Genomic DNA, 18,597 nt, shown 5'->3' with positions numbered 1-18,597 from the left:
AACTCGTCAGTATGGTGATGTGAACCATGCCTTTCCCTGCGGCACCCTGCCTCTGGACTTCGTCGGCACCCTGCGGGCCCGGCGCAACGCCGCGCCCGCCGAGAAGCTGGCCACCCCCGAACTGCTCGACGACTGGTTCGTCGAGTCCGGGATGATGGACCTGCCGCCGGGCGCCGACGAGACGGACCTCGCCGTCGCCGTCGACCTGCGCGAGGCGATCTACGCGCTGGTCGCCGCTCGGCTGTGGGGCGAAGAACTGCCCACCAAGGCGGTCACCACGCTGAACAAGCAGGCGATCGGCCTTCCCGTACGGCTGCGTCTCGGCCGGGACGGCGCGATCCGCACCGGCTCCGTCGCCCAGGGGCTGGCCTCGCTCGCCCGGGAGGCCGTGGAACTCCTCGGCGGCGACGAGGCGGCCCTGCTGCGCGAGTGCGCCCGCCCCGAGTGCACGCAGGTCTACCTGGACCGCTCGCGCGGTCACCGCCGCGAGTGGTGCGCCATGCGCACCTGCGGCAACCGCGTCAAGGCCGCCGCCTACCGCGCCCGGCAGCAGACCGCGCTCACCTGAGTCCGGGCGGACATCACCGCCGGAACCGGTGTCGCCTCGCTGCCCCTACGGAGCCACCGGCCCCTGTCCCGCCGCCTCGCGGCCCTCCGCGACGACGTTCTCCAGCAGGTCGACCGTGAGCCGCAGGTGCTGGAGGACCGGGGCGCAGTCCACGACGAGGGATTCCACGGGGTGCGCTCCCCGGTCCGCACCTGCTGCCCGGACCCGGTCGTCCCCGGCCGACGCCCGTACGACGAACGGCAGCGCGCACTCGTACACCGTCGCGGCCACATGCCGGGCCAGCGCGGCGGCGCGCGACACCCTGACGTCGAGCGGCGCGCGGCCGGCGAGAGCCACCAGCCGTCCCCGGCCGGGGACGTTGTGGAGCTCCGCGGTGAAGCCCAGGCGTTCGGCGTGCAGCAGGCTGTCCAGCTCGGCCGCCACGGCGGCGGGGGAGGAGGGCGACGGCCCGCGGAGGCGGGCGGCGATCCAGTCCAGCGGGCCGGCCGGGTCCAGCGCGGCGAGCGCCGCGACCAGCCGGCCCGAGGCGCCGAGCGCCATTCCCGCGGTCGCGGTGGCGAGGAAGAGCGCGTCCCTCCGGAGCAGCGCGGTGGCGTCGGAGTACGCGGCGAGCCCGTCCGCGACATGCAGGTCGTCGACCCGTACGACCTCGTCGGCCGGGGCGGGGCCGGGGGAGCGGAGCGCGTCGAGCGGCGTGACGAACAGGTCCGGGCCTCCGGGAGCCGCGGCCCCGTCGGGCAGGGGCAGTACGAGCCAGGGGAACGGCGCCCCTGTCCCGGCCGCGTGGTCGTGCGCCCCCGGCGCGGCGGCCTGCTCCGGCAGCCGCCACGTGCCGCTGACACGATGACCACCGGCCACCGGACGGACCGTTGGGCGGATGCCCTCGGACACCTGGGGAATCGCGTGCGGAAGCGGCGCGGCCCAGTTCCAGTCCGCGCAGAACGCCGCCCAGGCCCCGGCCGGGTCCGCGTGGGCGGCCTCCTCGTACGCGGCGAACAGCCGGGCACGGTCACCCGGGGAGCGCGCAACCCGCGCCCCGCCCGGGGCAGCGCCACGAGCGGAGGATTCCGTCGCTGCGGGCCCACCCTCCACCGTCGCCACGGCGTCCTGGAGCCGGCCCGCTCCCGTGCTCTCGCCGCTGCCCGGAGAACGCGCGGGGAGATCTCCCGCGGAGGGGGACGCGGGGCGGTACGTCATGGGGGTCCTTCCGAACGAGCGCGCGGAACGCGTGATGAAGCGGCGGTGCTTGGGGAGCCGGTCCCGCCCGGCGTCAGCCGGAACGTGTGAGGGACGGCGCGTGACGGCCCCGGCCGACAGCCGGGACCGGCACCCGAGTCGAGCGGGCATCCGGCGCGCCGGGGCCGACGGGACGCTGCCCGGGCCCGGGGACGGGATCAGGAACGCACCTTACCACCGGCATGTGTGACCGAGACGAACATGTGCACATCTCCCGGTACGCAGGGGGCGTCGACGCGCGCCCATGGGGCCGCTCACCTGGCGGGGACCCCCGGTCATGGCACGTTTTCCAGACAGGTGTGCGTCCGAAACACGTATCTTGATTCAGGCACCTCGCGCCTCATACCTTGTGCCCACCCGGAGGTTCCGGGGATGCCGAGAGAGGCGTGTCGCATGAACTCCAAGTCGTTGTCCAGGCGTGCCGCGGCCTGTGTCGTCGGAGCCGCCGTGGCGGCCGGTGTCCTGTTGTCGAGCGGTTCGGCCCAAGCGGCCATCGGCGCGGGACGGGTGCAGCTCTGCGCCCAGGGCAACTACGACGCCTTCCTGGTCTTCAACACGGCCCAGCAGGACCAGCAGGGCGTGGGCACGGCCACCGTCGCCCGCGGCACGTGCCAGACCTTCAACGTCGTCAACTACGGCGGGGGCAGGCAGACGGGCATCAGCGTGCTCGGCAGGTACAACACGAGCAGCGACACCTTCTACATCGACGGGCTCAACGTCGACCCCACGGCCGGCGGCTGGAAGTTCTTCGCCAAGGGCACCACGGCCAACGCCGGCGCGGGCGCCTGGCTGGAGATCGAGGCCACACCGCGCACCTGAACCCGCGACCCCTCGGGCCCGGGGACCGGCGGTACGCCGACAAGCGCGTGGACGTCGGCAGGTGCTGCCCGCGCGGCGGCAGCCGTACGGATCGCGCCGCGGCCGGCGCGCGTGCGGGATCGGGCCGAGCGGTGTCCCGGACGCGGGTGACGCCGGGCGCCCGGGCTCGCGGAGGACGAGTTCGTCCGCCGCCCCGTGAGCCCGGCGCCACCCGGTCCGTCCGGCTCCCCGGACGGACCTTCTCAGGACACCTGGCCGGTCCTCAGGACACCTGGTCGGTCGGCCAGATGGTGTGGTAGCCGGCCAGGCCGATGATCGCCTCGGCGTCGTCCACCGGCGGGTAGATCCACTCGGTGTTGATGCGCTGCTTCATCTCCTTGGCCTCGGCGCCGGTCAGCTGGACCACGCGGTCCCAGCCCGCCGTGAGCACCGCGCCCGCGGGCCCCAGGTCGAGGCAGGTGACGTAGGAGGCCGGCGCGAAAGGCATCTGCTCGACGCCGAGGAGCCCTGCGGCGACGTTGTGGCCCGCGAACTTGCCCAGCGGCACCGCGTGCTGACAGCTCTGCATCACGAGGTGGCCCTCGCCCGCCTCGGCGGCGGCGGTGTCGCCCGCGGCGTACACGCCGGGCACTCCGACGACGCGCAGGAACTCGTCCACCACCAGACGCCCCATCCGGTCGCGCTCGCCCGGCACGAGCTTCGTCAGCGGGCTGGCCGCCATCCCGGCGGACCAGACCACGGTCGCGGCCGGGATCGTCTCCCCGCCCGCGAGGTGCACGACGCCGTCCTCGTACCGCTCCACGGTGCTGCCGAGCCGCTCCTCCACGCCGAGCCCTCGCACGGCCTCGACGAGGTACGGACGCGGCCCGGCGCCCAGCTCGGGGCCCAGCTCGCTCGCGCGCTCGACGAGCACGACGCGGACCGGGGCGCCCTCGGGAGCGACCTCGGCGAGCCGCCCGGTCAGCTCGGTGGCGATTTCGAGACCGGTGAAGCCGGCCCCGATGACGACGGCCGTGTACTGCCCGGCACCCGTACGTCCGGGGAGCCGGCGCAGGTGGTGGTCGAGCGCCGCTGCCGCGCCCATGGTGTCCACGTCGAAGACGTCGTCGCCGCCGGGGAAGCGCGGCCGGGCCGTCCGGCTGCCCGCCGCGAGGACGAGGCGGTCGTACGGAAGCGTGAGCGTCTCGCCGTCGCGGTCGAGTGCCGTCACCTCGTGGGCCCCGGTGTCGATGCCCGTGACCGTGGCGGCGACCCGGCGCACGCCGATGGGGCCGAGCACCCGGTCGAGCGCGACCCGCTTGGCGCCGGGGTCGGCCTCGTACAGGCGCGGCCGAATCACGAGGTCGTCCCCGGCGCTGACGAGCGTCACGCGGACCTCCTCGGTGGGGCCGGCGTGCTCGCGGAGGGCGCGGACGGCGCCTGCCGCGCTCCAGACACCGGCGAATCCGCCGCCAATAACCAGGATATTTTTCATCCGGAATTACCTCCCGCGTCTGCGCGGCGGGTGCCGCGCGATGAGGGCGGCGCGCGGCGCGCGAGAAACGCGCCCGGCGTCGACCGCCCGTGGTGTGTCAGTTCGTGTCAGTCGCCGCCGAGAGCCCGGCGGGCGGCGCCGGGGAAGGCCGGGGCGTGCGCCGCGCTCTCCCGGCCGACGTCGGCCAGGCTCTGCGCGGCCAGTGCCTCGCGCCAGGCGGCCTCGGCCCGGCCGAGCGCGGTCTTCACCGCGCACGGACGCGCGAAGTCGCCGGGTCCTGCGCACTGCGCGCCGATGAGGCCGCACTGCCGGATCTCGGTGCAGCGGAAGAGGGGTTCGTCGCCCTCGATGGCGAGGACGATGTCGAGCATGCTCACGGCCTCGGGCGCGCGGGCCAGCAGGAAGCCGCCCCGCACGCCCGGCACCGACTCCAGCAGCCCGGCCCGGACGAGGGCCTGGAGCTGCTTGTGGAGGTACGGGCCCGGCAGGTCGTGCCCGGCGGCGAGCCGCGCGGTGGACACGGGCTCGCCGTGGTCCGCCCACGCCAGGTTGAGCAGTGTGTGCACAGCCCACTCGACGCCCTTGCTCATCCTCATAACCTGGACACTAAATATCCTGGATTGCTGAGTCAAATCGGCCCCGCACGGCGGAGGGCCCCGGCGCGGCGCACGCGGGAAGTGATCAGGCGAGCGGTCGCCCCGGTGGACCGGCCGTCACGCAGCCGTTCGCCCGGACGGCGTTCCCGGCCGCCGTCCGCCCAGACCGCCGCCCCGCCGCCCGCTCATGCCGCCGTCGCGTCCTTCGCCAAGGCGCGGTCCACCTGGGCCGGTGACAGCGCGTGTTCGATGGCCAGGATGCCCGCGCCGAGCGCCCCGGCGTTCTCCCCGGTCCGGCTCGGCTCGATGCGCAGGACACGCGTCGCCAGCGGATTGGACCGGCGGTAGACGGCCTCCCGGACACCGGCGAGCAGCTGGTCGTGCACCGCGGCGAGGGCGCCCCCGACCACGACCGTCTCCGGATTGAAGAAGTTCACCAGCCCGGACAGCACCTCGCCGACCGCGCGACCGGCTTCCCGGACCATCCGGACGGCCTCGCGGTTCCCCTCCCTGATCAGCCGCACGATGTCGAGACTCCCGGCCGCCTCCAGCCCCAGCTCACCGAGCCTGCCGGCCAGCGCGGCGCCCCCCGCGATGGCCTCCAGGCAACCGGAGTTGCCGCAGCGGCAGGGGTCCTCGCGCTCACCGACGCGGATGTGCCCGATGTCCCCGGCCGACCCCTGGGCGCCGCGGTGGACCCGCCCGTCGGCGACGATGCCGCAGCCGATGCCCGTACCGATCTTCAGGTACAGCAGGTGCGAGACGCCGGAGGATGCCCGGCGTTGCTCGGCCAGCGCCATGACGTTCACGTCGTTGTCCACGAGCGCGCGCACGCCGAACCGCTCCTCGAAGAACTCCGGTATCGCGTAGTGGTGCCAGCCGGGCATGATCGGCGGGTCCACGGGACGCCCGGTGGAGAACTCCACCGGGCCCGGCACGCCCACGCCGATGGCCCGCAGCGTCCGCGAAGCCGTGCCCCCGGCCGGCTCCAGCAGCATGCGCAGGGTCCGTTCGACGTGCCCGAGCACCGCAGCGGGCCCGTTCGCGATCGTCAGCGGGTCCTCACGGACCGCCAGCAGGGCCCCGTCGACCCCCAGCAGCCCCACCCGGCAGTGCGAGGCCCCGATGTCGACGCCCGCGACGGCGTGTCCGTGGGTGCGCAGGGAGAGGCGCCGCGGCGGGCGGCCGCCGGTCGAGGGCGCCTCGGCGTCCTCGACGAGGAACCCGTGGGCGATCAGGGCGTCGACACGCTGGGAGACGGTGGAACGGGCGAGTCCGGTGCGGCGGGCGATCTCGGCACGCGTGACGGCGATGCCGGATCTGACCAGCGCCAGCACCTCACCGGAACTCTGGCCCGGGGGAGCGCTCGGGGTGGGAGGGGGGTCCGACGACAGGAGGGGCGAGGCGAAATGGTCCGTCACAGGAGCAACCCTAAGGAGGAAACCGTTTGCTGGCCATTCTTTGTTTGATCACCGATCAAAGTAGGTGTGAATACCCTTGAAATCGCTTTTGCTTGAGGTATTGACAGGGCAAAGTGGGATCGCAATCCTCCGAACATGCTGACAATGAGCAGTGTCTCGAAGAGCTTTCTCGGGGCGCGTGTATTGGACGGGGTGTCACTCGATCTTGAACCGGGTGAGGTGCACGCTCTGGTCGGAGAAAACGGAGCTGGCAAGTCCACGTTGATGAAGGTGCTCGCCGGGGAGTACTCGCCCGACCAGGGCACCATCACCCTCGACGGAATTCCCCGTTCCTTCTCGCACCCCTTACAGGCACAAGCCGCGGGTATCGCGTTGATCCACCAGGAATTCGCGCTTCTCCCGTACCGCTCCGTCGCGGAGAACGTTTTCCTCGGCCGTGAACCGGTGCGCTGGGGATTGGTCGACCGGCGCGCGATGGAACGACGCACCGCCGAACTCCTCGCCGAACTGGACGAGACCGGAATCGACCCGCGCGCCCAGGTGAGCGGACTGTCGGTGGCCCGGCAGCAGACGGTCGAAATAGTCAAGGCGCTGGCCGCCTCCGACGTGCGTGTGCTTGTCATGGACGAGCCAACCGCGCCGCTCGCCGATCACGAAGTGGACCTGCTCCACGCGCTGATCCGGCGACTCGCCGCCCGCGGCATCGGCATCCTCTACATCACCCACCGCCTGCGGGAGGTCTTCGACCTCTCCCGCCGCATCACCGTGCTGAAGGACGGCCGGAAGGCAGCGTCCCTCGTGACCGCCGACACCACCCCGGACGACGTCGTACGGGCCATGGTCGGCCGCGAACTGCGCTCCTACTACCCGCCGCGCGCCCGGCCCGAGGAGATCGGCGAGCCGCTTCTGACCCTCGACGACGCGGGCAACGAGCGCCTCACCGGCATCGGGCTGACCCTGCGCGCCGGCGAGATCACGGGGGTCGCCGGCCTCCAGGGATCGGGCCGCACCGCGCTGGTACGGGCCCTGTTCGGCGCCGCCCCGTTCACCCGCGGCCGGATGACCGTCGCCGGCCGGCACCTCCTGCCCGGCACCCCGCGGCAGGCGATCCGCGGCGGCATCGCCCTGATCACCGAGGACCGCAAGGCCGAGGGGCTGGTGCCCCGTCAGTCCGTGCGCGACAACGCCCTGCTCGTGCGCCGCGCCATGCCGGGCGGGGGCAGGGGCGACATCGCGGACCTGCTGGAGCGGGTCGCGCTGCGCTCCCGCGGGCTGGACCAGGAGGTGCGGTACCTCTCCGGCGGCAACCAGCAGAAGGTCGTCATCGCGAAATGGCTCGCCGTCCACCCCCGCGTGCTGCTCTTCGACGAGCCGACCCGTGGCGTGGACGTCGGCGCCAAGTCCGCGATCCACACCCTCGTGCGCGAACTCGCCCGCGAAGGGCTCGCCGTGCTCATCGTCTCCTCCGAACTGCCCGAGCTGATCGGGATGAGCGACCGCGTCCTGGTGATGGCCGAAGGGACGCTGGCCGGCGAACTGCCCGCGGGCGCAGCGGAAGAGGACATCATGCGGCTGGCGACCGGCGACACCGCCGAGGGGAGTGCCGCATGACGGCGGTCTCCGGCGCCTCCGCCGCGCCTCCGCGCAGACCGGGCGCCCCCGGGCGCCTCCGTCTCGGCGATCCCGCCGTCGCGGTCTGGCTCGCCGCGCTCGCCGTCGCCCTCGTCGGCTGGCTCGTCGTCACCCTGGACGGGGGCGAGTTCCTGACCCGGTCCACCCTCACCGGCATCCTCCAGAACTCGGTCGCGCTTGGCCTGGTCGCGGTCGGCCAGTCGATCGTCATCGTCACCGGGTCGCTCGACCTCTCCGTCGCCTACTCCGTCAGCCTCGGCACCCTGGTCGCCGCGGAGACGATGGAGAGCGGCAGCGTCCTCACCGCCGTCCTGGCCGTCCTGGCGCTCTCCCTCGCCATCGGCCTCGTCAACGGCCTGATCGTGACAGGACTGAAAGTCAACGCGTTCATCGCGACGCTCGGCATGGCGTTCATCCTGCGCGGCTACATCGAGGACACCTACACCGGCCCCGCGGGCCACGTACCCGCCTCCTTCCGGCGGCTGGGCTACGACCGGATCGGCTTCGTCCCCGTCTCCGTCCTCCTGCTGATCGCGGTCGCCGCCGTCGTCTGGCTGATCACCCGGCGCACCCGACTCGGCCACCACATGTACGCCACCGGGGGCGACGAGCACGCCGCCCGGCTCTCCGGCGTACGCACCGGACGCACCGTCGTCCTCGCGCACGTCCTGTGCGCGCTGTGCGTGGGCGCCGCCGCCCTCTTCCTCGCCGCCCGCCTCGGCGCGGGCGCCCCCTGGGCGGGTACGGACGCCCGCTACGACCTGGAGTCCATCGCGGCCGTCGTACTCGGCGGCACGGCCCTCGCCGGCGGACGCGGCGGAGTGACCGGCACCCTCGGCGGCGTTCTCGTCCTCTCGGTGCTGGACAGCGTCTTCAACCAGCTCTCCGTCGACCCCTTCTTCAAGAACGTCGTCCGCGGCGTCGTCATCATCGCGGCCGTCGCCCTCTACGCCCGGCCCCGCACCCGACCGGGCGCCGGACGGCCGCGCCGAGGGGGCCGGGGACGACCGGAACCGGACCGGCGACGGCCGGGAAAGGGCCCGGCGGACGTCCGGGGACAGAAGGAGTCCCCGGCGGGCATCCGCGGGCAGGAGGAGTCCGCATGACCACGCACACCACGACGAAGCCCGCGACGACGACCGCCCGCCCCGCGGCCCGGGCGCTCCGGCGCCTCGGCACCGGCGGCCCCGTCTACGCGCTCCTCGTCCTCCTCCTCGCCGCACTCGCGATCACCGAGCCCGGCTTCTACGAGCCCGACAGCTTCCTCGCCTTCGTCAAACGCGCCGCGCCCCTGGTGATCCTCGCCGCGGGCCAGTACCTCGTCATCGTCTCCGGCGGCTTCGACCTCTCCGTCGGCGCGGTGGTCACCGCCGGAGTGGTCGCGGGGGCCGAGTTCTACGGCTCCCGGCCGGACGCCCCCTGGCCGCTCGTCACGGGCGGGCTGCTGCTCGCCGGGGCCGTGGTCGGGCTGGCCAACGGACTGATCAGCACCAGGCTCCGGGTGCCCTCGTTCATCACCACCCTCGGCATGATGCTGATCCTCGAAGGCGCCGTCTTCTACTGGACCGGCGGCTCCCCCCAGGGCGTACTGCCGCACAGCTTCCGGGAGTTCGGACGCGGGACCGCCGGAGGCTGGCTCCCCTGGGCCGTCCTCGCCTGCCTCGTCGTCGGCGCCGCCGCCGTATGGCTGATGCGCACCGACTTCGGGCGCACGCTCCTCGCCACCGGCGACAGCGACCGCGCCGCGCACCTCGCGGGGGTACGCGTCCCCCGCGTGCGCACCCTCGCGTTCGTCCTCTCGGGAACGGCGGCGGCGCTGGCCTCGGTGCTCGTCGCGGGCTTCTCCGGGGTGTCCGCGCAAGCGGGCCGCGGCCTGGAGTTCGAGGCCATCACCGCCGTCGTGCTCGGCGGCGTCCTCCTCGGCGGCGGGCGCGGCTCCGTCGTCGGCGCCATGGCGGGGGCCTTCTCCCTCCAGGCGCTCTTCACCCTGCTCAACCTCCAGGGCGTCTCCGGCGCGCTGGAGTCCACCGTCCAAGGCGTCATCGTCATCGCGGCCGTCGGTCTCGGAACCGTGGGCCGACCAGGGCTGAACCGTTTGCGCCGTCGTCGTTCACCAGCTTCCGGAGGCACCCCCTCATGAGCCGCGCACTCCACCCCGGCCGCCGCGGCGGCAAGACCCGCCTGGCCGCCCCCTTCGCCGTCCTGATGGCCGCGGCATTGCTGTCCTCCTGCACCTCCGACGTGCCGCAGGACGACGAAGGCGGCGCCCCCGCCGCCTCGAAGCAGAGCCGGAGCACCGGTACGCAGTCGAAGTTCTTCGACCCCGCCGCGTACGAGCGCCAGCTCACCCTCGCGCGGGAGACCCCGCAGGGCCCGGCCGACAAGCCGTGGGAGCAGATGCTCGACCCGCAGATGACCGACACCTCGAAGTTCGCCAAAGCGGGCGGTGCCAAGGACATCCACCTCTGCTTCTCCAACGCGGGCGTCTTCAACCCCTGGCGGCAGGTGGGTCTCAAGAGCATGAAGGCGGAGGTGAAGCTGCACGACCAGATCACCGACTTCACCGTCCTGGACGCGCAGGGCAAGGACGACAAGCAGATCTCGGACATCCAGGAACTGTCGAACCAGGACTGCGACGCGCTGATCGTCTCGCCCAACACCACCGCCACCCTCACCCCCGCGGTCCAGGAGGCGTGCGGCAAGCTCCCCGTGATCGTCTTCGACCGGGGAGTGGAGACCGACTGCGGCGTCACCTTCATCAGCCCCATCGGCGGCTACGCCTACGGCGCCGCCGCGGCCGACTTCCTCGTCGACGAGGTGGACAAGGGCGGCAAGATCGTCGCCCTGCGCATCTCCCCCGGGGTGGACGTCCTGGAGACCCGCTGGGCCGCCGCGGAGAAGGCGTTCGACGAGGCCGGACTCACCGTCGCCGAGGCCAAGTTCACCGACGGCGACCCGTCGAAGACGAAGTCGATCGTCTCCGACGCCCTCGCCCGGCACGGCACGATCGACGGCGTGTGGATGGACTCCGGCGCCACCGCCGTGGCCGCCGTCGAAGCCTTCGAGGACGCGGGCAAGGACATCCCGCCGATCACCGGCGAGGACCAGCAGGACTTCCTCCAGGCGTGGAAGGACAAGGACCTGACCGCCGTCGCACCGACCTACCCCACCTTCCAGTGGCGCACCCCCGTGATCGCGGCCCTGCGCATCCTCGGCGGCCAGGAGGTGCCGAAGACGTGGACCCTGCCGCAGCCGGTGGTGACCGAGGACAACTTCGAGGCCTACTACAAGAAGGGCATGCCGCCCCTGCACTACGGCGCCTGCGGCTGCGAGAAACTGCCCGGCTACCCCGGCGACTGGGGCGGCAAGTGAGCCCGGCCACGGAGCGCGCGATCGGCGCCAACCCCTGGATCTGGCACTCACCCGTCACGGACGAGGCACTGACGGAAGTCCTGCCGCGCCTGGCCGCGTGGGGATTCGACTGCGCCGAACTCCCTCTGGAACAGCCCGGCGACTGGCAGCCCGCCGCCACCGCCGCGCTCCTGGGCGACCACGGCCTCACCGCCGCCGCGGTGGCCGCCGTCATGCCGCCGGGGCGCGACCTCGTCAACGCGGGAACCTCCGCGATCCGCGACACCCAGGACTACCTGCGCCGGTGTGTCGACGCGGCGGCGCACATCGGCGCGCCGGTCGTGGCCGGACCCGTCTACGCCGCCGTCGGCCGCACGTGGCGAATGGACGAGACGGAGCGGACAGCCGCCTACGAGCAGTGGCGGACGAACCTCGCGCCGGTCCTCGCGCACGCCGCGGCGGCCGGGGTCCGCATCGCCGTCGAACCGCTCAACCGGTACGAGACGAGCTTCCTCAACACCGTGGCCCAGACCGTGGAGGCGATAAGGGAACTCCCCGCCGACACCATCGGCGTCGCGCTCGACACGTACCACCAGAACATCGAGGAGCGCTCCCTGCCCGAAGCCGTACGCCAGGCCACCGGCCGCCTCTTCCACGTCCAGGTGTGCGCCAACGACCGGGGGACCCCCGGCGACGACCATCTCGACTGGCCCGGCTTCCTCGCCGCCCTGGACGAGGAGGGCCACACGGGGCCCCTGTGCATCGAGTCGTTCACCGCGCACAACGCGACCATCGCGGTGGCCGCCTCCGTCTGGCGGCGACTCGCCCCCAGCCAGGACACCCTCGCGACCCGGGGACTCGCCTTCCTCCGGGAAGCCCAGCACCGCCGCACCCGTTCCCCGGACCAGCCACCCGCCTGACACGCAGAACCGGCACACGTGTGCACAGCCCCCGGAACGCACCCCCGAGAACGCACACCCCAGAACGCACCGCCCCGTATCCGCCCCACGACCACCGGCAGGAGCCAACCATGAGATCAAGAACGGCGAGATGGGCGCTGAGCTTAGCCGGCTCCGTCCTTCTCGTGGCCGGCCTGGCCACCCCGGCCACCGCGCACGAGGAGGGCTTCCACGTCCTCCTGTTCACCAAGACCGCCCCCGGCGCCTACCGCCACGACTCCATCCCCGCGGCCATCACCATGTTCGACCAGGTCGCCGCCGACCGCGGCTGGGAACTGACCAAGAGCGAGGACGCGGCCGTCTTCAACGACGACGACCTCGCCGAGTACGACGTCATCGCCATGGTGCAGACCTCCGGCATGGTCTGGGAGACCGACGCCCAGCGCAAGGCCGTACAGACCTACGTGCGCGACGGCGGCGGCATCGCCGCCGTCCACAACACGCTCGACATGGGCATCGAGAACGACTTCCCCTGGTGGGACGACCTGATCAACGGCGGCGCCCACATGCCCGCCCACTCCCCGGGAAGCCTCCAGGGCACGGCCAAGGTCGCCGACCACATCCACCCCTCCACCGCACACCTTCCCGACCGCTGGGCGCGCCAGGAGGAGTGGTACAACTTCGAGCCGAACCCGCGCGGTGACGTCCACGTCCTCGTCACCGCCGACGAGACCACGTACAACCCCGGCAGCGAGGCCATGGGGCCCGACCACCCCATCTCCTGGTGCCGCGACGCCGAGGGCGGCAGCGTGTGGGCCACCGCGATGGGCCACGACGCGGCCAGCTACGCGGACCCGAACTTCCGCAACCACATCGTCGGCGGCGTCGAAGCCGCGGGGGGCAAGGTGCCCTCCGACTGCGGCCCGACGACCTGGGCCGACTACGAGAAGGTCCCCCTCGACGAGAACACCGTCGGCCCCGCGGCACTGGACGTCGCCGACGACGGCCGCGTCTTCTACGCCGAGTACGGCGGCAAGGTGAAGATCCACAAGCCCGCCGGCGATGTCCTCACGGCCGCGACCATCGACGTCTACACCGGCGGCGAGGACGGACTGACCGGCCTCGCGCTGGACCCGGACTTCGCCACCAACCACTGGCTCTACCTCATGTACTCGCCGGCCGGCGGCAGCGAGGACATCGCACGTGTCTCCCGTTTCACCGTCAGCGGCGACACACTCGACAAAGCCAGCGAAAAAGTCGTCATGAAGGTTCCCTCGTCGCGCCAGTCCCCGGAACCGGGGCACACCGGCGGCTACATCACCTTCGGACCGAACGGCAACCTCTACATCGGCACCGGTGACGACACCGAACCGTTCCGCTCCGACGGCTACGCCCCGATCGACGAGCGCGCGGGACACGCCGACAACGACGTCCAGCGCACCTCCGCCAACAGCAACGACCTGCGCGGCAAGATCCTGCGCATCCACCCGGAGGCAAACGGCACCTACACCGTCCCCGCGGGCAACATGTTCGCCCCGGGCACGGCGAAGACCAAGCCCGAGATCTACGCGATGGGCTTCCGCAACCCGTTCCGCTTCTCCGTCGACCCCGCCGACGGCACCCTGTACGCCGCCGACTACGGACCGGACGCCGGATCGGACAACGCCGCGCGCGGACCGGCGGCCACCGTCGAATGGAACATCATCAAGCAGCCGGGCTTCTACGGCTGGCCGTACTGCGTCGGCGACAACATCCCCTACCGCGACTACAACTACGCCACCGGCCAGTCGGGGCCCAGCTTCAACTGCGCCAGCCCCGTCAACGACTCGCCCAACAACACGGGCATCACCAACCTCCCCGCGGCCAAGAAGGCGGACGTCTGGTACGGCAACGGCGCCAACGGCGGGAAGTTCCCCGAGATGGGCGACGGCGGAGAGGCCCCCGCCGCCTTCCCCGTGTACCACTACGACCCCGACAACCCCTCGGAGACGAAGTTCCCCGCGTACTTCGACAAGACACCGTTCTTCGGTGAATGGTCCCGCAACCGACTGCACGAATTCCGGCTGGACGACGACGGGAAGCTCCTCAAGATCAACGACTTCCTGCCGAACCTGAGCTTCAAGTCCCCGATGGACATGAAATTCGGGCCCGACGGAGCGATGTACCTCCTGGAGTGGGGGAGCGGCTTCGGCCGGGACAACCCGGACTCCGGCCTGTACCGCATCGACTACAGCTCCGGCGACCGGCGTCCCCTCGCCGAAGCGACCGCCACCCCGACATCCGGCTCCGCGCCGCTGACGGTGAAGTTCTCCGGCGAAGGCTCACGCGACCCGGAGGGCGGCACGATCTCCTACCACTGGGACTTCGGCGACGGCGCCACCTCCGACCAGGCGTCCCCCACCCACACCTACACGGCGAAGGGCCAGTTCACCGCCCAGCTCACCGTCACCGACACCGGCGGCCGCACCGGCACCGCCAACCTCACCGTGACCTCCGGCAACACGGCACCCACCGTCAAACTCTCCCTGCCGAACGGCGGGATGTACGACTGGGGCGACCGCATCCCGTACACGGTGAACGTGACCGACCCCGAGGACGGCACGATCGACTGCTCCAAGGTCAAAACCGTCCCCTCGCTCGGACACGACGAACACGCGCACGACACCGACGCCCTCACCGGCTGCTCGGGCACCATCGTCCCGGCGACCGACGCGGGCCACGCCGACCTCGACGTGTCCTACGTCGCCACGTCCAGCTACACGGACAAGGGCGCGTCCGGCGCACCCGCACTGGCAGGCAGCGCGAAGGCGGTGCTCCAGCCCAAGCACAAGCAGGCCGAGTTCTTCACCCGGCAGTCCGGCATCCGCGTCGTCTCCCAGGGGGACGCCGAATCGGACGCCCGGCTCGGCGACATCAGCAACAACGACTGGGCCTCCTTCTCCCCGGTCAACTTCACCGGTATCGACAAGGTCTCACTGCGTCTCTCCTCGCCCTCGGGCGGCGGAACGGTCGAGCTGCGGAACGGCTCGCCGACCGGCGCGCTGATCGCCTCGGTGCCAGTCCCGAGCACCGGCGGCTGGGACACGTACCGGAGCACCCCGGCGGTCGACCTCACCCGGCCCGCCGGAACGACGGAGCTGTACCTCGTCTTCAAGACGACGTCGGACAACTCCTACGACATCGACTCGCTGACCTTCGTCGGGAACGGTGTCGCCCAAGGCGGCCAGTCCGCCGCGAAACAGATCACCGGCGCGGGCGGCAAGTGCGTCGACGCCAACGGCGCCAACGCGGCCAACGGCACCAAGGTCCAGTTGTGGGACTGCAACAACGGCGACAACCAGAAGTGGCAGGCCAACGGCAGCACGCTGCGGACGCTGGGCAAGTGCCTCGACGTGGACGCCTTCGGCACCGCCAACGGCACCAAGGTCCAGCTGTGGGACTGCAACGGCGGCACCAACCAGGACTGGTCCGTGCAGTCGGACGGCACCATCCGAAACCGCGGCACCTGCCTGGACTCGGCGGGCACGGCCAACGGCAGCCAACTGATCATCGCGCAGTGCGACGGCCGGACCACCCAGAAATGGACCCTGAGATAACCGGACCGGCCCGGTGAACCGGCGCGGAGCGGAAAACCCCCGCTCCGCGCCTCCGCGCTGACCACCCGTACGCGGACACCCGCCCACCACCGCGCCGCCCTCACCACGCCGCACGGAAGGAGGGAGTCGGGTCCGGGTCAGCCGGTACGGTCCGCCTCCCCGCCGCGCTTCGGGGCGCCGGCCGCCGCCAGAGGGGTCTCCTTGATGAACAGGGTGACGAGGAACGCGACGAGAGCGATCGGGGCGGCGTACAGGAAGACATCCCCGATGCCGTGGCCGTAGGCGCCTTCGAGCCAGCTCCGGACGGGGGAGGGCAGCGCCGCGAGGTCGGGCAGCCGGCCACCTCCGGATGCCTTCCCCGCGGTGGCCCTGTCACCCGGGGCCAGTTGGCCGATCGTCTCCAGCGCGTGGTGGCCGACACGGGCCGACAGGACCGAGCCGAGCACCGAGACCCCCACCGCGCCTCCGAGGGAGCGGAAGAACGTCACCGTCGACGAAGCGGCACCGAGGTCCTCGGGGGACACCTGGTTCTGCGTGCAGAGCACCAGGTTCTGGAGCGTCATCCCGACCCCGAGACCGATCAATGCCATGCAGGAGGCCGTGTAGAGGTAAGGGGTGTCGTGGCGCAGGGCGCCCAGGAGAGCCGTGCCCGCCGTCAGCAGCGCCCCTCCCGTCAGCAGCCAGCCCTTCCACCTGCCGGTCCGGGTGATGATCCGGCCGGAGACGGTGGAGGAGACGAACAGCCCGGCGATGAACGGGATCGTCCGGAGACCGGACATCGTCGGGGAATCGCCTCGGGCGAGCTGGAAGTACTGGCTGAAGAAGACCGTTCCCGCGAACAGGGCGACCCCGACGAACAGGGAAGCGGCGGAGGCGAGCGCGATGGTCGGGTTGCGGAACAGGCCCAGGGGGATGACCGGCTCGGCCGCCCTCCTCTCGACACCCAGGAAGACCAGCGTCAGCACGAGCGCCGCGCCGACGAGCGCGGCGGTCTGCCAGGACAGCCACGCGTACTTGTTGTCGGCGAAGGTCACCCAGACGAGCAAGGTGCAAACGGCGGCCGTGACGAAGAAGGCGCCCGCCCAGTCGACCTTGACCCGGCGCTTCGTCACCGGCAGGTTCAGCGTGCGCTGGAGCACCAGCAGGGCGACGAGGGCGAACGGGACACCGACGAACAGGCACCAGCGCCAGCCGAGCCACGAAGTGTCGGTGATGACACCGCCGAGCAGGGGGCCGCCGACGGTGGCGACAGCGAAGGTCGCCCCGAGGTAGCCGGAGTAACGGCCGCGCTCGCGCGGAGCGATCATCGCGGCCAGCACGATCTGCCCCAGCGCCGACAGACCGCCGCCGCCCAGCCCCTGGATGACCCGTGCGGTGATCAAGGTCGCCGGATTGTGGGCGAAGCCGGCCACGAGGGACCCGGCGACGTAGATCACGAGGGCCGACTGGATCAGTGTCTTCTTGCTGAACAGGTCGGCCAGCTTGCCCCACAGGGGCGTGGAGGCCGTCACCGCCAGGAGCGACGAGGTGACGACCCACGTGTACGCGCTCTGGCCACCGCCGAGATCGCCGATGATCCGGGGCAGCGCGTTGGTGACGACGGTCGAGGACAGGATCGCGCAGAACAGGCCGAGCAACAGTCCCGACAGCGCGCGCATGACGTGGGCATGGGTCATCGGCTCGTGGCCGGTGCCCGTGGCCCCTTTCTCCTGCGGGGCAGGCGATCGCACACCTGCTCTGGGGGTGGTGGTCATCAGGGTCCTCATCTGGTGTCAGTGGGTGGAAGACGGCGCGCATTCGGGGACGACGCGCCCCCAGGACCGTGCGCGCGACGGGGTAAAGCGCCGCGCGCTGACCGGGGGTGGTGGGCCGTCAGGGTGACAACGGGTGGAGATAGAACGTTCGGTCTTGACAGTCTCTCGCGTCCTCTGTCTAATGGCAATACCGAACGTTCTCCCTCGACGGTTGTGGAGGGCGGCGTGGTCGCATGCCCCGTACAGCACGTGACCGCGTACGCGTTCGCCCCGTACAGCCGCCGCTGAACCGGGAACCGCGAACCGGGACGCGGGCCCGGTGACCAGGCGTCACACCCGACCGAACCGAAAGGCACCCTCATGCGTATGCGCATCCCCCGCCGTACGGCCTCTCGCCGTACGGCCCTCGCCGCCGGCGCCCTGGCGCTCCTCGCCGCCACCAGCGCCCCGGGCGTGGCGCAGGCGACCGGCGGAGGCCCCTCCACGCCGAAACCCACCGTCGTCCTCGTCCACGGCGCGTGGGCCGACTCCTCCAGCTGGACGCGGGTGATGGAACGCCTGCGCGCGGACGGCTATCCGGTCCGCGCCCTCGCCAACCCCTTGCAGGGACTCACGAGCGAAACCGCCTACGTCTCCAGCTACCTCGCCACCATCGACGGCCCCGTCGTGCTGGTCGGTCACTCCTACGGTGGCGCCGTGATCACCAACTCCGCCGCGTCGGACCCCGACGTCAAGGCGCTGGTCTACATCGCCGGCTTCATCCCCGTGAAGGGCGAGAGCGTCGGTGACCTGGCCGCCCGGTCCACGCCGCCGATCCCCCTCGTGGAAACCCCGGTCCCCGACGGTACGGAGGTGTCCATCGACCCGGCCCACTTCCGCGAGGTCTTCGCCGGTGACCTCGACAAGACCACCGCCACCGACCTCGCGACCACCCAGCGGCCCGCCAACATCAGGGCGGTCAGCGAACCCAGCGCCGAAGAAGCGTTCCGCTCGATCCCCTCCTGGGACCTGATCACCCGCCAGGACCACGCCATCGCCCCCGGCCTCCAGCGCACCATGGCACAGCGGGCCGGTGCGCACACCGAAGAGGTCGATGCCTCCCACGCGGTGATGATCAGCCGTCCGGACAAGGTCACGCACGTGATCGAGGAAGCCGCGCGCAACACCCGGTGAACAGGGCCTGCCGCGCCCGCTCCCTGGCCTTGGCGTGCGGGAGCGTCTCGCGCGCCCGCTGCGAGAAACACATGTGAG

Annotated in this window: 14 protein-coding genes; 9 read left to right on the top strand and 5 right to left on the bottom strand. The window is 71.9% G+C overall.

Going from position 1 to position 18,597, the window contains the following annotated elements:
* The first annotated feature begins 19 nt into the window (after positions 1–19).
* Positions 20–568, top strand: coding sequence for an ABATE domain-containing protein (locus tag G3I42_RS11285; RefSeq protein ID WP_164284995.1), 549 nt, complete (start codon positions 20–22; stop codon positions 566–568).
* 45 nt (positions 569–613) lie between these two features.
* On the opposite strand, the gene G3I42_RS11280 is transcribed toward G3I42_RS11285, so the two are convergent.
* Positions 614–1,765 (bottom strand): hypothetical protein, encoded by a 1,152-nt coding sequence (locus G3I42_RS11280; protein ID WP_203606651.1) that lies wholly within the window; start codon positions 1,763–1,765, stop codon positions 614–616.
* A gap of 432 nt (positions 1,766–2,197) precedes the next feature.
* Here G3I42_RS11280 and G3I42_RS11275 point away from each other — a divergent pair, with 432 nt between their 5' ends.
* A complete protein-coding gene (locus tag G3I42_RS11275; RefSeq protein WP_164284993.1) occupies positions 2,198–2,623 on the top strand; it encodes a hypothetical protein in 426 nt (141 codons plus the stop codon).
* A 262-nt stretch (positions 2,624–2,885) separates the two neighbouring features.
* Here the strand turns inward: G3I42_RS11275 and G3I42_RS11270 are convergent, their stop codons facing one another.
* The 3 genes from G3I42_RS11270 to G3I42_RS11260 all read right to left on the bottom strand — a co-directional run bounded on the left by G3I42_RS11270 (position 2,886) and on the right by G3I42_RS11260 (position 6,114).
* Positions 2,886–4,097 carry an FAD-dependent oxidoreductase gene (locus G3I42_RS11270; RefSeq protein ID WP_164284991.1) on the bottom strand — a complete coding sequence of 404 codons (1,212 nt, stop codon included), beginning with the start codon at positions 4,095–4,097 and terminating at the stop codon, positions 2,886–2,888.
* Positions 4,098–4,204: 107 nt separating this feature from the next.
* On the bottom strand, positions 4,205–4,687 hold the full coding sequence (locus tag G3I42_RS11265) for an Rrf2 family transcriptional regulator (protein ID WP_203606650.1): 483 nt from the start codon (positions 4,685–4,687) through the stop codon (positions 4,205–4,207).
* Between the two features lie 191 nt (positions 4,688–4,878).
* Positions 4,879–6,114, bottom strand: coding sequence for an ROK family transcriptional regulator (locus tag G3I42_RS11260; RefSeq protein ID WP_164284987.1), 1,236 nt, complete (start codon positions 6,112–6,114; stop codon positions 4,879–4,881).
* Positions 6,115–6,249: 135 nt separating this feature from the next.
* Here G3I42_RS11260 and G3I42_RS11255 point away from each other — a divergent pair, with 135 nt between their 5' ends.
* The 6 genes from G3I42_RS11255 (at position 6,250) to G3I42_RS11230 (ending at position 15,592) form a co-directional block, all read left to right on the top strand.
* Positions 6,250–7,725 (top strand): sugar ABC transporter ATP-binding protein, encoded by a 1,476-nt coding sequence (locus tag G3I42_RS11255; protein ID WP_164284985.1) that lies wholly within the window; start codon positions 6,250–6,252, stop codon positions 7,723–7,725.
* Complete coding sequence (locus tag G3I42_RS11250) at positions 7,722–8,852, top strand: ABC transporter permease (protein ID WP_164284984.1); 1,131 nt, start codon at positions 7,722–7,724, stop codon at positions 8,850–8,852. The genes G3I42_RS11255 and G3I42_RS11250 overlap by 4 nt, the downstream gene beginning before the upstream one ends.
* Positions 8,849–9,886 (top strand): ABC transporter permease, encoded by a 1,038-nt coding sequence (locus G3I42_RS11245; RefSeq protein ID WP_164284982.1) that lies wholly within the window; start codon positions 8,849–8,851, stop codon positions 9,884–9,886. Before G3I42_RS11250 ends, G3I42_RS11245 begins: the two co-directional genes overlap by 4 nt.
* Complete coding sequence (locus tag G3I42_RS11240; protein ID WP_164284980.1) at positions 9,883–11,118, top strand: substrate-binding domain-containing protein; 1,236 nt, start codon at positions 9,883–9,885, stop codon at positions 11,116–11,118. The genes G3I42_RS11245 and G3I42_RS11240 overlap by 4 nt, the downstream gene beginning before the upstream one ends.
* Positions 11,115–12,017, top strand: a complete 903-nt coding sequence (locus G3I42_RS11235) for a sugar phosphate isomerase/epimerase (protein ID WP_164284978.1) — start codon at positions 11,115–11,117, stop codon at positions 12,015–12,017. The genes G3I42_RS11240 and G3I42_RS11235 overlap by 4 nt, the downstream gene beginning before the upstream one ends.
* A 110-nt stretch (positions 12,018–12,127) precedes the next feature.
* On the top strand, positions 12,128–15,592 hold the full coding sequence (locus G3I42_RS11230) for a ThuA domain-containing protein (protein WP_164284976.1): 3,465 nt from the start codon (positions 12,128–12,130) through the stop codon (positions 15,590–15,592).
* A 137-nt stretch (positions 15,593–15,729) separates the two neighbouring features.
* On the opposite strand, the gene G3I42_RS11225 is transcribed toward G3I42_RS11230, so the two are convergent.
* Complete coding sequence (locus G3I42_RS11225) at positions 15,730–17,346, bottom strand: MDR family MFS transporter (protein ID WP_164284974.1); 1,617 nt, start codon at positions 17,344–17,346, stop codon at positions 15,730–15,732.
* A gap of 366 nt (positions 17,347–17,712) precedes the next feature.
* Between G3I42_RS11225 and G3I42_RS11220 the strand changes: the two genes are divergently transcribed.
* Positions 17,713–18,519, top strand: coding sequence for an alpha/beta hydrolase (locus tag G3I42_RS11220; protein ID WP_239096388.1), 807 nt, complete (start codon positions 17,713–17,715; stop codon positions 18,517–18,519).
* Positions 18,520–18,597 lie beyond the last annotated feature (78 nt).

This window comes from Streptomyces sp. SID11385 (assembly GCF_010548245.1).
GTDB lineage: Bacteria > Actinomycetota > Actinomycetes > Streptomycetales > Streptomycetaceae > Streptomyces.
Note: the sequence above shows the minus strand (reverse complement) of the source record. Positions and strands in the feature narration are given on the sequence as shown.

Coding starts and splice junctions, on each gene's coding strand:
- G3I42_RS11265 (WP_203606650.1), bottom strand. CDS start 4,687: ATGAGCAAGGGCGTCGAGTGGGCTGTGCACACACTGCTCAACCTGGCG.
- G3I42_RS11220 (WP_239096388.1), top strand. CDS start 17,713: ATGCGCATCCCCCGCCGTACGGCCTCTCGCCGTACGGCCCTCGCCGCC.
- G3I42_RS11255 (WP_164284985.1), top strand. CDS start 6,250: ATGCTGACAATGAGCAGTGTCTCGAAGAGCTTTCTCGGGGCGCGTGTA.
- G3I42_RS11275 (WP_164284993.1), top strand. CDS start 2,198: ATGAACTCCAAGTCGTTGTCCAGGCGTGCCGCGGCCTGTGTCGTCGGA.
- G3I42_RS11270 (WP_164284991.1), bottom strand. CDS start 4,097: ATGAAAAATATCCTGGTTATTGGCGGCGGATTCGCCGGTGTCTGGAGC.
- G3I42_RS11245 (WP_164284982.1), top strand. CDS start 8,849: ATGACCACGCACACCACGACGAAGCCCGCGACGACGACCGCCCGCCCC.
- G3I42_RS11280 (WP_203606651.1), bottom strand. CDS start 1,765: ATGACGTACCGCCCCGCGTCCCCCTCCGCGGGAGATCTCCCCGCGCGT.
- G3I42_RS11240 (WP_164284980.1), top strand. CDS start 9,883: ATGAGCCGCGCACTCCACCCCGGCCGCCGCGGCGGCAAGACCCGCCTG.
- G3I42_RS11225 (WP_164284974.1), bottom strand. CDS start 17,346: ATGACCACCACCCCCAGAGCAGGTGTGCGATCGCCTGCCCCGCAGGAG.
- G3I42_RS11250 (WP_164284984.1), top strand. CDS start 7,722: ATGACGGCGGTCTCCGGCGCCTCCGCCGCGCCTCCGCGCAGACCGGGC.
- G3I42_RS11230 (WP_164284976.1), top strand. CDS start 12,128: ATGAGATCAAGAACGGCGAGATGGGCGCTGAGCTTAGCCGGCTCCGTC.